A 14,759-nucleotide genomic window follows, 5' to 3' on the forward strand; every position below is an offset into this window, starting at 1 on the left:
TAGAGACCGAATTAAAGATGGGATATTATTATTTTTTTAAAAATCAGCTTCTGCTATCAATATAAAATCTTTTGACAGTTTTTATGTAGTATGAAAAAATGAATTGTTTGCTTTTATTTTGATTAAAAAGTTTTGCAATGAGAATGTTTGTTCGGTAAAATAGAAGCAAGAGTCAAGGGGGAGAATGAACGTGTATCAAGATGAATTAAAACAGTATGCGAAGTTAGTAATGCCCGAGCATTTAGAGAAAATGAAGAAAATGTACAGTCCCAAAGCGCATAAGCAGCCTTTAGGGTTGGAAAAAGAGAAGATTGAGCATATTGAAAATGTCATTATGAACAGTTACTCGGAGCATCATCCAGTAACGCTTCATGTCTATGAAGCAGGACATATTCAAAGATATGAACGAGTGACGATCGATAAAGTCTCGCTCCAGTCGAATACGCTGATGGTGACAGGGCCTTGTTATACATATTCGATTCGAGCGGATGCAGTAATTGAAGCAGATGTATGGAAAGATGAAAGCTACTCTAGCTAAGAGTAGCTTTTTTGTTCGTTTTGTATCTTTTTTTTAACGCTTGCATACAATACATAAAAGCATATTCTGCGAGTAGTAACTTTGAGCTACTAGGAAATTTTGATTAAAGAAGGGATATCGTATGCAAAATGAAAAAACTCAAGTAAGAGAAATTGAATTAACGCAGTTCATTAAAAAAAGACTCGTTCGTTTTATCTCAAGTTTAGCTATTTCTTCTGCACTTGCTTCTATATTATATATGCTTCTGTTTTTATTTAAATGATGGGTCACTTGGAGTTGTCCAAAAAGGTGGACAACTTTTTTGATGTATAGGCTCTCATTAAAACAGGACAAGCTAAACGTAATTCAGTCAGAAAAAATTCAATCGGTCAAGAAATAGTCAAAAACAGTCATGGCTAATTGAGTGAAAGAAAACCTTTACATATAATGATAAAAGTAGACAAATTCTTGAATTACCAGCTTATTTCCTTTTGTGTGAACTATTATTAAAACAAATGTAAATCTAATTATTCGTTCAAAAAATTTCATTTTGTAATTAAAAAAATGAATGTTTTTGATTTTTTATGATTGATTTTGAATGTAAACCGTGATAAAGTAAGTACATGAAATAAATGAAAACGCTTTTTTGAAAAAGGAGCTAGAACATGTTAACGCCGGAGAGACATCAACTAATCTTAAAACTTTTAAAAGAGAAAGAACTTGTAAAAGTGCAAGAGTTTATCGAAGTTACAGGCGCTTCGGAATCCACAATTAGAAGAGACTTAAGTCAACTAGAAGAAGAGCAAATGCTCAAACGTGTTCACGGTGGCGCTTCGCTTATTCGCAGTAAACGAATCGAACTGAGCGTTATCGAAAAATCTGCCAAAAATGTTCAAGATAAACGAAACATTGCAGAGTATGCGGCTTCCATTATAAATGAAGGTGACTGTATTTTTTTAGATGCAGGAACTACAACGTATGAAATGATTCCTTTTTTAAAGCAAAAAGATGTAGTTGTCGTGACAAATGGTTTAATGCATTTAAACCCGATGCTAGAACAAGGTATCACCCTCTATTTAATTGGAGGATCGGTTAAACATAAAACGGGCGCTTTAATTGGCAATGGAGCCCTTTTAAGTCTTGAACAGTATCGTTTTGATAAATGTTTTATGGGAGCGAATGGGATTCATCATCAATACGGATATACAACTCCTGATCCAGAAGAAGCATTGATCAAGCAAACGGCAATGAAGCTGTCTAGAGAATCTTATATTTTATCAGATTCCACTAAATTTTTTGAAACAAGTTTTGCGAAAATAGCCGATTTACACGAAGCAAAAATTATAACAAATGACGTACCTAGCGATGTGCTTATACAGTATGCAAACAAAACAGACATAAAGGTTGTGAAATCATGATTTATACATGTACGTTGAACCCATCCGTTGATTACGTAGTACATGTTTCAGCATTCGAAGAAGGCGGGCTTAACCGCACAACGAATGAAGCTAAGTTTCCAGGAGGAAAAGGCATTAACGTCTCTCGCGTTTTAAAGCGATTAGGTGTTGATAATAAAGCTCTCGGTTTTGTAGCCGGTTTTACAGGAACTTATATCGAAGACTACTTAAAAGCGGAGAATATTGAAACAGCTTTTACAAGAGTTGATGGAGATACGCGCATTAACGTAAAGTTGAAAACAGAAAAAGAAACAGAAATTAACGGTCAAGGACCTGCTATTACAGACGAAGCGCTTCAGTCTTTATTGACTCAAGTGAAGCAAATGACTGAAGGCGATATCTTCGTATTAGCAGGGAGTATACCGAAAACGCTTCCAAGTTCTGTCTATGAAACGTTGACTGAGCTAGCAGCAGCGAACGGAGTAAAAGTAGTAGTAGATGCAAGTGGAAAAACCTTGCTAGACGTCGTGTCTCACAAGCCGTTTTTTATCAAACCAAATCATCATGAACTTGCAGAATTGTTTGATGTAGAAGTAAACAGTGCAGAAGATGCGCTGGTATACGGTAAAAAACTCGTGGAACAAGGAGCGCAAAACGTCGTTGTATCCATGGCAGGCGATGGAGCACTTCTTATTAACGAAAGCGGTGTCTACAGTGCCACAGTCCCTAAAGGAACAGTGAAAAATTCTGTTGGAGCTGGCGATTCACTTGTAGCTGGATTTATTGCTTCTTATGTAAAACAAGGGGATTTATTAGAAGCCTTCCAAACAGGAGTTGCTTCAGGAAGTGCCACAGCATTCTCACTTGAATTATGTACAGCAGAAGATGTAAAGACGCTTCGTGAACAAGTGTCAATCACAAAGGTAGAGTAGGGGGAACCGAGAATGAGAATTACAGAACTACTAAAAAAAGATACAATCATTCTTGATTTAAAAAGCACGTCAAAAGCTGATGTTATTGATGAATTAGTTGGAAAATTAGACGAAGCTGGTCGCTTAAGCGACCGAGCTGGCTATAAAGAAGCAATTTTAAATCGTGAATCTCAAAGCACAACGGGAATTGGGGAAGGTATTGCTATTCCACATGCAAAAACAAGCTCGGTAAAAACACCGGCCATTGCATTTGGACGCTCAACAGAAGGTATTGATTATGAATCATTAGACGGACAGCCTGCACACCTATTCTTCATGATTGCAGCGAGTGAAGGCGCGAATAATGCTCACTTAGAAACATTATCTCGTTTGTCTACGTTATTAATGGACGAATCGTTCCGAAAAACGTTGCTAACAGCATCATCAATTGATGAAGTCATCAAAGCAATTGATGATAAAGAAACTGAAAATGAAGCGCCGGAAGAAGAAGTGGATACAGCTTCAGATCAATTAGTGCTTGCTGTAACGGCTTGTCCAACAGGAATTGCCCACACATATATGGCAGCGGACAGCCTAAAAGCAAAAGCGAAAGATATGAACGTGACGCTTAAAGTTGAAACAAATGGTTCCAGCGGTGTTAAAAACGCGTTGACGAAGGAAGAAATTGAAAACGCTACCGCTATTATTGTTGCAGCGGACAAGCAAGTAGAAATGGAACGTTTTGCAGGTAAAAAAGTTATTCAAGTTCCAGTAGCTGAAGGAATTCGCAAGCCTGAAGAATTAATTAACCGCGCGTTAAAAGGAGACGCTCCTGTATACAGCGGCGGCGGTGGCAGCAAAGAAGGCGGAGAAAGTAAAGGATCAGAGCGTACAGGGTTTTACAAGCACCTAATGAGCGGTGTATCAGCAATGCTTCCGTTTGTTGTAGGGGGCGGAATCTTAATTGCCATCTCGTTTATGTTTGGTATTCACTCAGCAGAACCGAAAGATCCAACGTACAATGCATTTGCAGCGGCGCTAAAAACAATTGGCGGAGATAATGCATTCTTCTTACTAGTACCAGTACTAGCAGGATTCATTGCAATGAGTATTGCTGATCGTCCTGGTTTAGCTCCTGGTATGGTTGCGGGTCTTTTAGCAGCTTCTGGTGGAGGCGGTTTCTTAGGTGGTTTAATCGCTGGTTTCTTAGCGGGTTATGTAGTAGTGGGATTAAAGAAATTATTCAGCGGTTTACCGCAAGCGCTTGATGGAATTAAGCCAGTTCTTCTTTATCCGCTATTTGGAATTTTCATCTCAGGATTGATTATGCTTTATGTTGTAAATGAACCAGTTAGTGCAATTAACAAAGGATTAACGCACTGGTTAAGTGGATTTGGTACAGGTAACTTAGTATTATTAGGTATTATCTTAGGCGGTATGATGGCTATTGATATGGGTGGTCCTATTAATAAGGCAGCCTTTACATTTGGTATCGCAATGATTGATGCTGGAAACTATGCACCACACGCAGCGATTATGGCAGGAGGTATGGTTCCACCATTAGGTATGGCTATTGCGACAACTTTGTTCAAAAACAAATTTACTCGCCAAGAGCGTGAAACAGGTAAAACGTGTTATGTAATGGGTCTTTCATTTATCACAGAAGGTGCGATTCCATTCGCAGCAGCTGACCCAGGCCGTGTTATTCCCGCATCGGTTATCGGTGCTGCAGTAGCAGGTGCTTTAACAATGATGTTCCACATCGGTTTACCAGCACCACACGGCGGCGTATTCGTTATCGGAATTGTACAAGGAAATCCTCTTTTATATGCACTAGCAATTTTAATTGGTGCAATTGTAACAGCGGTCCTTGTAGGTGTATTAAAAAAGCCAAAAGCAGAATAACAAAAAAAGACTGATTTTACACTATGTAAAATCAGTCTTTTTGTATTTTTGTGGTAGACATTTGTTCTTTATGAGAGTACAATTACGGTAGTATTCCTTTAATTTTTAGAAAAGTTAGATAGATAAGCTTTTCTGCTTGATAAAATATGGTACAATAATCGAATATTAAAAACAAAGTAAGGAAGTGTCTCAAACATGAAGGTTGCGAAGTTTGGCGGGAGTTCAGTTGCAAGCGCAGAGAAATTTAAACAGGTTGCGCATATTGTAACGTCTGATAAAGAGAGAAAGCTGGTAGTTGTATCAGCTCCGGGTAAGCGATACGGAGAAGATACAAAAATGACAGATTTGCTAATCGCACTTTCTGCCAAAATACAGCTTGGAGAAGATTACGTCGATGAGTTTGGGCAAGTAATCGATCGCTATCGTGAAATTGTGGTTGACTTGTCTATGCCAGAAACGATTATTACTGATATTATTGCGAATTTACAATCACTTATTGATTTACATAAAAACGATCCGTTTCGCTTATTAGACTGTCTAAAAGCAAGCGGAGAAGATAATAACGCAAAGGTAATGGCTGCTTATTTAAACCATTTAGGGTTTGAAGCTCATTATGTAAATCCAAAAGAAGCAGGTATTTTTGTTTCTGATGAACCCGGAAGAGCAAGAGTGCTTCCACTGTCTTATGAAAAACTGCCACAGCTAAGAGAGCGTTCGGGCATTTTGGTGATTCCAGGATTCTTTGGCTACTCTGAAGAAGGGAACATGGTTACGTTCTCGCGCGGTGGTTCAGATATCACAGGCTCAATTGTAGCAGCGGGAGTAAAAGCTGATTTGTATGAAAACTTTACGGACGTAGATGCTATTTATAGCGTAGATCCAAGACTTGTGGAAAAGCCTCATGAAATGAAAGAAGTCACATACAGAGAAATGCGTGAACTATCCTATGCAGGTTTTTCTGTCTTCCATGATGAAGCGCTAGAGCCGGTTTATAAACTAGGCATTCCTGTATGTGTAAAGAATACAAATAATCCTGAAGCAAAGGGTACATTTATTGTAGCTGAGCGTCCTCACGGCGATACGCCGGTGGTCGGAATCGCTGGGGACAAAGGTTTTTGCAACATTCATGTGAGCAAATACTTATTAAACCGTGAAATTGGTTTTGGCAGAAGATTGCTTGAAATTTTAGAAGATGAAGGTATTTCATACGAACATACCCCTTCAGGAATTGATAATATCTCTGTCATCATGCGCGAGCATCAGCTTACGCCAGATGTGGAAAAACGCGTATTTGCTCGAATTGAAAAGGAACTTGAAGTAGATGAAATCTTTATTGAACGTGATCTTGCTATGGTTATGGTAGTAGGAGAAGGCATGAATAGCACAGTAGGAATTGCTGCAAAAGCTACAGAAGCTTTTGCTCGTGCTGAAGTGAATCTTGAAATGATTAACCAAGGTTCTTCTGAGGTAAGCATGATGTTTGGTGTGAAAGCAGACGCTTTAGACCGTGCTGTTCAAGCTCTTTACAATACGTATTTTAACAGCATGTACAGTATTTCTTATTCTAATGTAAAATAAACAAGACGAAAAACCCCGCTTTCTTTTTAGAGAGCGGGGTTTTCTAGTGAAGGCGTATAAAAATCAAATTTGTGGACATAAAGGGAAGGAAGAGTGAAGTCAAAGGAGGAAATACAGTGAAGAAAAGACCCTTTTTCATATTCTTTTCCCTTATAGGTATGAGCGTACTTTCAGCTTGCCACAATGATGATGCGGCACCGGCGAGAGAAGCTCAAAATAAACAAGGCGTGACGAATGGCGGAACGCCGATGAGCTATGATAATCAAAGTGAAAACACGTCTTTTAACTTTTCAAAATTTGATTTAGAAGTGGACTACAAGGGACTTAATAATGATTATGAAGCCGACTATGAAAACGAAAATGATGAGATAGAAGCCAAAGTGGATGATAATATTAACGATGAGCACTTGAACGGAGACAAAGCTTTTAATAAATTATCTTCAAAATTTAAAAAGTTAAATTTTGATCAGCGCACCCCCGATGAAGATGTAAAAAAAGAAGTCATCGATGCGTTTGGTCTAAAAAAAGATTTTCAGTCGTTTGAATTAGAAGTTCGTTTTTCAAATGGAACGGAAAAAGAATACAACTTTAAACAAAAGTAAGACGTTAAAGCGAAGAAAAAAGTGGAAAAACGGGTGAGGTTGAGACATAACTACATCAACCAAATCTAAAGGCGAAAAAAGAGGATCAATAAGCTAGTATGAATAGCTTGTGACACCGCTGTTGAATTCCGTGCAAGACTTCGCTTTCCGCGGGCGGCCGATGAGCCTCCTCGTCGCTTATGCTCCTGCGGGGTCTCATCTATGCCGCTTTTCTCCCAGGAGTCTTCGTCTTGCTCTCCAATCAACAGCTAGAAGCACCTGTCTAGATGAAACCTACGTTCATCATCACCGTGAAAAATTCAACTTGTTCAGATTTTCCTTCGACTAAAATACTTTTGTCCCATCCTCTTTTTTTATGTCTAAAAAAAGGAAAATAGTGAAAGGATGGTGATAAATAAGCAAAAGGAGGAATCACGGATGCAAAAGTTGATAATGAACGGATGCGTCGTTTTTATTCTGTTATTGCTAGCAGCATGCAGCATGGTAAAAGAGCAAAATAACGCTCATGAAAATCACCTGAAAACAGAGGAAGCGAAAGAAACAAGCGAAGTATCGGTAGAACCTATTAAAGTGGATTTAACAAATACGTCAGGCAAAAAAGTAGGAGAGGCTACCCTGTCAGAAGCAAAGAACGGCGTGCACATTAAATTAACTGCTCAAGGTCTTTCACCGGGAAGACATGGATTTCATATTCATGAAATAGGAAAATGTGAGGTGCCAGATTTTAAAACAGCGGGTGCCCATTTTAATCCTTTTAAACGTGAACACGGCTATAAAAATACAAAAGGCCCGCATGCAGGCGATTTGCCCAATCTAGAAGTTGCTCCAAATGGCAAAGTAGATACAGAAATTTTTGCTTCTCTTGTCACGCTGCAAGAAGGAAAGCCGAATTCTCTTTTGGATATGGATGGATCGGCATTAGTGATACATGATAAAGTCGACGATTACACAACGGATCCTTCAGGAAACTCAGGAGATCGGATTGTTTGTGGAGTGATTACAAAATAAGCCAAAAAGCTGTGAGATCATTCACGGCTTTTTTATTTCAGTAACGAGCCGCTTCTAAATTGCCGTGAGCTTCTTTTTTTTGCACAATAGAAGAAAGAGCTAAAGAAGGTGAAAACATGGATAAGCAAGTTGTCGTAATAGGCGGAGGAATAGGTGGGTTAACAGCGGGAGCGCTTTTAGCTAAACATGACTATGAAGTGACGATTTTAGAAGCTTCTCGAGAATGGGGAGGCTGTGCAGGGAAATTTCAGCGCCATTTGTATACGTTTCCTGTTGGGGCGACGCTTGGAATGGGATTTGAGCGCGGAGGGATACATGAGCGAATCGGCACGTACCTTGGTCTAGAAATTGAAAAGATTCCTCTTGAGAAAATCATGAAAGTTCATCTTCCCCATCGTACACTGATTTATTACCAAGACCGTTATGAGCATATTTCCTATCTTCAAAAACAATTTCCTCATAAAGCGAAGAATATTAAGAGCTTTTATGAAAATGTGTTTAGAATGGCAAAAGAAATTCGCAAGCTTATGCAGTCTCTGCCGGTTCTTCCTCCTCTGACAGTCGGTGAGTGGAGCAGGCTGGCAAGTTCGTTTAATTTTGGTTCTATGAAGCTGTTGCCTTATTTTCATCAATCGTTTAGTTATTTACTAAAAAAACACAGCTTGCTAGACGAAGCGGACTTTCTTCATTTTGTTGATGGTCAATTAATAGACAGCATGCAGACAACGAGTGAGAACTGTTCAATGCTTATTGGATGTTTAGCGTTGGATATTTATCACGAAGGTGCTTTTTATGTAAAAGGTGGCTTATACAAAGTCGCAGAAGCGCTGCAAAAATCGATTAAAGCCAGCGGAGGAAAAACGACTCTAGGAAGGAAAGTAGTAAAGGTAGAGCGTGATAATGACGGCTGGATCGTGCATGATCATAGAGGTAACCGTTACCGTGCATCAGACGTTGTATGCAACGCACCGGTTCAAAGCTTAAAGTCTTTATTACATGATGAAGATTACCAACATATTCATAAGCGGGCAAAAGAAAAAAGCGAGCTTCCGCAGTGGGGAACGTTTTCGATGTATTTTGCGATTGATGAAAGAGATCTGCTGCAAAAGGTAGAGTTGTTTCAGCAAGTACTTCAGTCCGAACAAGGAGAAATGACGGAAGGAAATCATTTATTTATCTCCGTGTCTCATCCTGATGATCGTTTTCGAGCGCCTGAAGGCAAGCGTACAATTACAGCGTCCACTCACATTGATCTTAGTAAGTGGAGTAACAAAGAAGCCTATGACCTTCAAAAAAAAGTTCTTGAGGAAAAAATGGTAGCAGGCATTAAAACCATTATTCCTAGCATTGAAAAAGCAGAGCATCAAATTTCGGGAGCTCCTAAAGCATGGGAAAGGTTCACTTCTCGCCCAAACGGCGGAGTGGGAGGCTTTCCGCAAACGTTAGATCATGCCTTGTTCAACAGCATTTCGCATCGATCTGGCTTACAAGGACTGTGGTTATGCGGAGATACAGTGTTTCCAGGAGCAGGAACTATAGGCGTATCGGTAAGCGGCTATCATGTTTTTCAAAGTATAACGTCTCATCGCCACACGCTACCTTAACATTTCTTACATACAAACTACTATTGTTCATACTATTAAAAAACACCGGCCCTATTACCATAGGGCCGGTGTTTTTAGGAGAGAAACAGCTTCCACCACTTCCGTTTTCGCTTCATATCAGCAGCGGCGGTTTGTCTAAAGGTTTGGACAAAATCACTAAACATCTCTTCGCGTTCAGCTACGCTTTGACGATGAAGCTTACGTTCTTTCTCCATTTCTTTTAAATAATAGACTCGTTCCTCATTCATTGAATCAATTAAATCACGAAGCTCTTCTGTCGTATTAGTTGAAGAATTGTTTAATTTTTCAACCATAAATTTTACTTGATTCATCGCAACAGTGGAGTTGCTTGAGAATCGGTCTAGTAAATACTGCATTTCTTTAGAGGATTCATCCGCATTCTCCATCACATCTTTCATGAACAGGCGCATATCCTCGGTTTTCTCTTCAGCGATTGTTGAATAATCTTCAATCAAAGAAGTGACTTCATCAAACGATTTTTCGTTAGAACGGATAATTTTTTTAGACATATTTTCTACATCTCTTGCGCTGCGTTCTGAAGACTCAGAGATGTATGCCCCGACCGACTCCACCATTTCTACAGTTTGGGTAGCACTTTTTTCAAGCTCTCTTTTTACTTCTCCGACAATTTCTTCGCGAACTTCATTTCGCATACCCTCTCGCATTTCTTTTAACAAATCAGCTTTAAATGTATCAAGTACCTCAAACACATCTTCATAGCGGCGAACAGCTTCTACTAATTCCCCTTGAAGCAGTTCTTTTTCATTCACGACAAGGTCATTTGGTTTTGGCTCTTCAATAGAAGCAGAAATGGTCTGCTTTTCTTCTTCGGTAGCTAATCGCGCTTCAGGTATAGGGGGGATCTTTTCTTGCTTATTTTTTGGAATGTTTTCCTGCTTGTCGGCAGTTTTCTTCTTTTCTTGCTTTACTTGTTTATTGGAGTGTTCTTGAAAATCAATGACGTTTTCTTTTTTAGCTGTTTTTAGCTGTGCCGGTCCATCTTCTTTTGAAACCGCTGCCTCTGACTCCATCACTAAATGCTCCTGTTCTTCTTGTTCCTTTATCAGCAGCTGAACGTATTCTTTGACTTCATCTAACGTACATTGTTCATCAAACAGCTGTTTAATATCATTAAATAATTCAATTTGTTCCTCTGTATAGACACGGGCCCCATCTACTCGTTCAATTGTTAAATAGCTGCCCAATAATTTTTCCCATTGTTTTAGCGTTTTCTTTTCTACCTCTAATTGATCACTTACTTTTTTAATTGTATATGTCTCCATCATTTTTCATTTCCTCCCTTATCTATTTTCATCCAACTATGTAATGGATTATTTGTTGTATGTTGTATTCACCATATCTTCACTTGTTTTCCTGCTAGGTGACAAAGGTTGTCAAAACTAGACGACATTAGCCTTCTATGTAAAGAAAGCGCATATTTTGTAAAAAAATGTACAGAAATCCGCTAATGGAAAAAATTAAAAATAGAGAAGATCAAGAGAGTATAGAAAACAGTTGACGGGAAAAAATGAATCCTATAAGATAAGTTTAAATGTTTAAGTTCTTGAACATATAAACATAAGGAGTGAATATTATGTCACAGCATTATGCGCTCATCACCGGTGCGTCCGGAGGAATAGGTAAAGAGTTAGCTTATCAATTCGCAAAGGATGGACATCCTGTAATTTTAGTTGCCAGAAGCGCTGATAAACTAACAGCGCTTGGAGAGAATTTAAAATCTACTTATAATATTGAAGTGGTAACGGTTGTTAAGGATTTATCAAGAGAAGAAGAGATACAGTCATTATATGAAGAACTTAAAAATAAAAAAATGCACGTTGATTATTTAGTGAACAATGCTGGTTTTGGACTATACGGCAAATTTATTGAAACAGCTTTAGATGAAGAGTTAAACATGATTGATTTAAATATTCGAGCATTAACTCATTTAACAAAATTATTTTTACCCGATATGGTCAAAAGAAACCGCGGAAAAATTTTAAACATTGCATCTGTTGCTGCATTTATGCCGGGTCCGCTTATGACGGTATATTACGCAACAAAAGCGTACGTGTTATCTTTCACAGAGGCCCTTGAAAATGAATTAAAAGGTACCAATGTAACGGTAAGTGCTCTATGCCCAGGTCCAACTAAAACTGGTTTTAGCGACCGAGCCCAGCTAAGCAACTCCAAGCTTTTTCAAAGCGGTGCAATGGATGTAGAAACAGTTGTTAAAGTGGGCTATAAAAAATTTATGAAAGGGCAGACGGTTATTGTACCAGGAGTACAGTTTCGCCTTGCCACGTTCATCCCGCGCTTCGTGCCAAGAAAATGGCTTTCCTCCGTTGTGCGCAGAACACAAGAAATTAAATAAAGGAGATTATGTATGAGTGAAAAAGCAGTCGAGTTATTTCGTGCCAGCATTCCTGTCTTTCAGGCCCTAAGTGATTCAGCAAGACAAGACATTATTTTGCTGCTCGCCGAAAAAGAGCCTTTAACCGTTAATGAGATTGCAAACGAGTCTACTTTATCACGACCGGCAATTTCTCATCATTTAAAAATTCTACGCGATCAAAAGCTTGTAAAAATTGAGCAAAAAGGGACGCAGAGATATTATTCATTAGCTTTAAACGAGGCAGTTGAGCTATTAAAAAGCTTGCTTGCTACAGTTGAAGCCGAATGTTTATAGGGAGATGAAAGAGATGAAACACGAGCAATTCTATATCACAGATGAAACGGTCATTGAGCATATTGTCTCCACACAAAAGCAATATTTCTATGCGCAAAAGACAAAGAGCATCAGCAGCCGCATTCAAGCGCTGAATAAGCTCAGAGACGTAGTCAAACAAAACGAGCAGAGAATTATGGATGCGTTAAAACAAGACTTGAATAAATCTGAAGTAGAGGCGTACACGTCAGAAATTGGAATTTTACTAGAGGAAATTCGATTTACGCTTAAGCATTTAGCAAAATGGATGAAGCCTAAAAAAGTAAAAACCGCTTTAACACATGTGGGCTCTAAAGGGAAAATTGTTCCTGAACCGTATGGAGTCGCGTTAATTATTGCCCCGTGGAACTATCCGTTTCAATTAGCGCTGTCTCCTTTAGTAGGAGCGATTGCCGCTGGAAACACGGCGATTATCAAGCCTTCTGAATTAACGCCTAGCGTATCTCGCGTTATACAAGAATTACTAGCTGAGGCTTTTGATCCAGCATTTGTGACGGTGATTGAAGGCGCTGTAGACACGACAAGCCTGCTTTTAAAACAGCCCCTTGATTATATTTTCTTTACGGGAAGTGTAAATGTAGGGAAAATTATTATGCAAGAAGCAGGGAAGCAGCTTATTCCAGTCACGCTTGAGCTAGGCGGGAAAAGTCCGTGCATTGTACATGAAGATGCAAACCTAGATCTTGCAGCGAAACGGATTATGTTTGGCAAAGGAATGAATGCAGGCCAAACGTGTGTTGCTCCTGATTATTTGCTCGTGCATAAAAAAGTGAAAGCGCAGCTGGTAGAGAAACTTCGCGAAGCAATTTATCAATTTTACGGTAGTAATCCACTTGAAAGCGACCGCTACGGCCGTATTGTCAGTGAGCGCCATTTTACTCGGCTAGTTGAGTTTTTAAAAGACGGAAATGCTATAGTTGGAGGCGGATATCAGAAGGACAGGTTAACAATAGAGCCTACGGTGTTAAGTGAAGTGAGCTGGAATTCGGACGTTATGCAAGAAGAAATCTTTGGACCAATTCTTCCTTTAATTGAATACGAAACGCTAGACGAAGTCGTTCACAAAGTCCAAGAAAAAGCTAAGCCGTTAGCTCTTTACTTATTTACAGAAAGTGAAGATGTGCAAAACGTCATAACGGAGCGTCTTTCATTTGGAGGAGGCTGTATAAATGATACGCTTATGCATATCGCTACGCCGTATTTACCCTTTGGCGGAGTAGGAGAGAGCGGTACGGGTCAATATCATGGAGAAGACAGCTTCCGGACATTTTCTCATTTTAAAAGCATGCTGTCTCAAACAACCAAGTTTGATTTGTCATTCCGCTATCCTTCGGAAAAACAAAGCTTGAAAATGATCAAAAAATTATTGAAATAAAAGAGCCTCCTGATAGGAGGCTTTTTTGTTATTTTGAAAGTGAAAGCTGAGAAAGCGGCCATTTTTCTTGGGTATATGCCATTTCCCAAAATAAATACTCGAGTTCACAGCTTTTGATAAAGTGATCTTTCATACGGTTACGTTCTTCTTCAGTGGCTTGCTCTGCAAGTTCATCAAGCTTGTTACAAAACCATTGTGTTGTGCCATTCATTTCTTCATTATTATAAAACTGAATCCATTCATAAAAAGGATGAGAAGGAGATGGATTTACTTGCTCTGTAATGCGCTGGCCAATTTCAACGTACGTCCACGGACATGGAAGGAGCACGGCAATGATTTCCGCTAAGCTGCCTGTATGCGCAACGCTCATCATATGATTGATGTAGTGACTAGCCGTCGGTGAAAGCGTCTCAGTGTGAAGGTCTTCATAGCGTACGCCTGCTACTTCACAAAAATTATTGTGAGGGTGAACTTCACTATGTAACACCGTAGAAATGCCGGCATTAAAGGCTTCCATTTCGGTGCGCGTGCGGCATTTTGTTAAAGCAGCGCCGTAAATGCGGACAAATGCTGTTAAGTATTCATAGTCTTGAGAAACGTAGTGAATAAGCGCTTCTTTTGGCACGTTTCCTTCAGCAATTCCTTTAATAAAAGGATGGTTAAAAATTGCTTCGTAAATATAGTTTGCTTCTTGTCTTAATTGAGATGAAAATGACATCAAAATCCTCCTTTAATATGAGGAAGTCACAAACAAGCACATAAAGGAAATAAAAAACACTCCGTTTATAAGCGGAGTGGCAAAGGACAGTAAGAAACTGAACATTGCCACTTTCCTACGCTGGTATGAGCCAGATCAGGTTCAAAGGGATCAAGAAAACTTGTCTCAGCCGATGGGCACCCCTAGTGGACTTCCTGTTAATCTATGTTTAACTTACCATATATTCTGAAAAATGAAAAGTGATATTAAAACTTGGAAGCAAACTGTTTTTTATCCCTTAAAGAGGCAGCTTCTTTAAGCTGTTTTTAATCATTTTTGTGTAAAAATGCATATTTTTAGGGGAGAAGAGGTATTAATGAAGGGAAGAGCCGTTTTGGTCTCCAAAACATTTCCCC

At 39.1% G+C, this 14,759-nt stretch carries 15 protein-coding genes and 1 riboswitch; of the genes, 12 read left to right on the forward strand and 3 right to left on the reverse strand.

Going from position 1 to position 14,759, the window contains the following annotated elements; genetic code table 11:
• Positions 1 to 184 precede the first annotated feature (184 nt).
• The 7 genes from U9R83_RS10450 to U9R83_RS10480 all read left to right on the forward strand — a co-directional run bounded on the left by U9R83_RS10450 (position 185) and on the right by U9R83_RS10480 (position 6,910).
• The gene (locus U9R83_RS10450) at positions 185 to 538 is read left to right on the forward strand and encodes a YolD-like family protein (RefSeq protein WP_014460321.1); all 354 of its coding nucleotides are present in this window, start codon (positions 185 to 187) and stop codon (positions 536 to 538) included.
• A 121-nt stretch (positions 539 to 659) separates the two neighbouring features.
• Entirely contained in the window at positions 660 to 800 is a 141-nt protein-coding gene (locus U9R83_RS10455; RefSeq protein ID WP_013056833.1) for a hypothetical protein, read from the forward strand.
• 382 nt (positions 801 to 1,182) lie between these two features.
• Positions 1,183 to 1,935, forward strand: coding sequence for a DeoR/GlpR family DNA-binding transcription regulator (locus U9R83_RS10460; protein WP_013056834.1), 753 nt, complete (start codon positions 1,183 to 1,185; stop codon positions 1,933 to 1,935).
• Positions 1,932 to 2,846, forward strand: coding sequence for a 1-phosphofructokinase (gene pfkB, locus U9R83_RS10465; protein ID WP_014460320.1), 915 nt, complete (start codon positions 1,932 to 1,934; stop codon positions 2,844 to 2,846). Before U9R83_RS10460 ends, pfkB begins: the two co-directional genes overlap by 4 nt.
• Positions 2,847 to 2,858: 12 nt before the next feature.
• On the forward strand, positions 2,859 to 4,730 hold the full coding sequence (locus U9R83_RS10470) for a PTS fructose transporter subunit IIABC (protein WP_013056836.1): 1,872 nt from the start codon (positions 2,859 to 2,861) through the stop codon (positions 4,728 to 4,730).
• 195 nt (positions 4,731 to 4,925) lie between these two features.
• Entirely contained in the window at positions 4,926 to 6,308 is a 1,383-nt protein-coding gene (locus U9R83_RS10475) for an aspartate kinase (RefSeq protein WP_028413529.1), read from the forward strand.
• A 116-nt stretch (positions 6,309 to 6,424) separates the two neighbouring features.
• Entirely contained in the window at positions 6,425 to 6,910 is a 486-nt protein-coding gene (locus tag U9R83_RS10480) for a YusW family protein (protein WP_014460317.1), read from the forward strand.
• Positions 6,911 to 6,975: 65 nt separating this feature from the next.
• Here U9R83_RS10480 and U9R83_RS10485 read toward each other — a convergent pair whose 3' ends face one another.
• Positions 6,976 to 7,155, reverse strand: coding sequence for a hypothetical protein (locus U9R83_RS10485; RefSeq protein ID WP_182420652.1), 180 nt, complete (start codon positions 7,153 to 7,155; stop codon positions 6,976 to 6,978).
• A gap of 172 nt (positions 7,156 to 7,327) precedes the next feature.
• Between U9R83_RS10485 and U9R83_RS10490 the strand changes: the two genes are divergently transcribed.
• Positions 7,328 to 7,918 carry a superoxide dismutase family protein gene (locus U9R83_RS10490; protein WP_115653748.1) on the forward strand — a complete coding sequence of 197 codons (591 nt, stop codon included), beginning with the start codon at positions 7,328 to 7,330 and terminating at the stop codon, positions 7,916 to 7,918.
• Between the two features lie 116 nt (positions 7,919 to 8,034).
• The gene (locus U9R83_RS10495; protein WP_328575221.1) at positions 8,035 to 9,522 is read left to right on the forward strand and encodes an FAD-dependent oxidoreductase; all 1,488 of its coding nucleotides are present in this window, start codon (positions 8,035 to 8,037) and stop codon (positions 9,520 to 9,522) included.
• Positions 9,523 to 9,596: 74 nt separating this feature from the next.
• Here U9R83_RS10495 and U9R83_RS10500 read toward each other — a convergent pair whose 3' ends face one another.
• Positions 9,597 to 10,829 (reverse strand): helix-turn-helix domain-containing protein, encoded by a 1,233-nt coding sequence (locus U9R83_RS10500; protein ID WP_328575222.1) that lies wholly within the window; start codon positions 10,827 to 10,829, stop codon positions 9,597 to 9,599.
• A gap of 308 nt (positions 10,830 to 11,137) precedes the next feature.
• Here U9R83_RS10500 and U9R83_RS10505 point away from each other — a divergent pair, with 308 nt between their 5' ends.
• From U9R83_RS10505 to U9R83_RS10515, 3 genes are read left to right on the forward strand one after another with little or no spacing between them, the layout of a single operon-like run.
• A complete protein-coding gene (locus U9R83_RS10505) occupies positions 11,138 to 11,917 on the forward strand; it encodes an SDR family NAD(P)-dependent oxidoreductase (protein ID WP_115653750.1) in 780 nt (259 codons plus the stop codon).
• Between the two features lie 12 nt (positions 11,918 to 11,929).
• A complete protein-coding gene (locus tag U9R83_RS10510) occupies positions 11,930 to 12,232 on the forward strand; it encodes an ArsR/SmtB family transcription factor (protein ID WP_116738277.1) in 303 nt (100 codons plus the stop codon).
• A 13-nt stretch (positions 12,233 to 12,245) separates the two neighbouring features.
• A complete protein-coding gene (locus U9R83_RS10515) occupies positions 12,246 to 13,646 on the forward strand; it encodes an aldehyde dehydrogenase (protein ID WP_115653751.1) in 1,401 nt (466 codons plus the stop codon).
• Between the two features lie 28 nt (positions 13,647 to 13,674).
• Here the strand turns inward: U9R83_RS10515 and tenA are convergent, their stop codons facing one another.
• Positions 13,675 to 14,364: a thiaminase II gene (gene tenA / locus U9R83_RS10520; RefSeq protein WP_014460308.1), complete on the reverse strand. Its 690-nt coding sequence runs from the start codon at positions 14,362 to 14,364 to the stop codon at positions 13,675 to 13,677.
• Between the two features lie 95 nt (positions 14,365 to 14,459).
• A riboswitch (TPP riboswitch) is annotated at positions 14,460 to 14,558 on the reverse strand.
• Between the last annotated feature and the right edge of the window lie 201 nt (positions 14,559 to 14,759).

It is taken from the genome of Priestia sp. LL-8 (assembly GCF_036227845.1).
Lineage (GTDB): Bacteria > Bacillota > Bacilli > Bacillales > Bacillaceae_H > Priestia > Priestia zanthoxyli.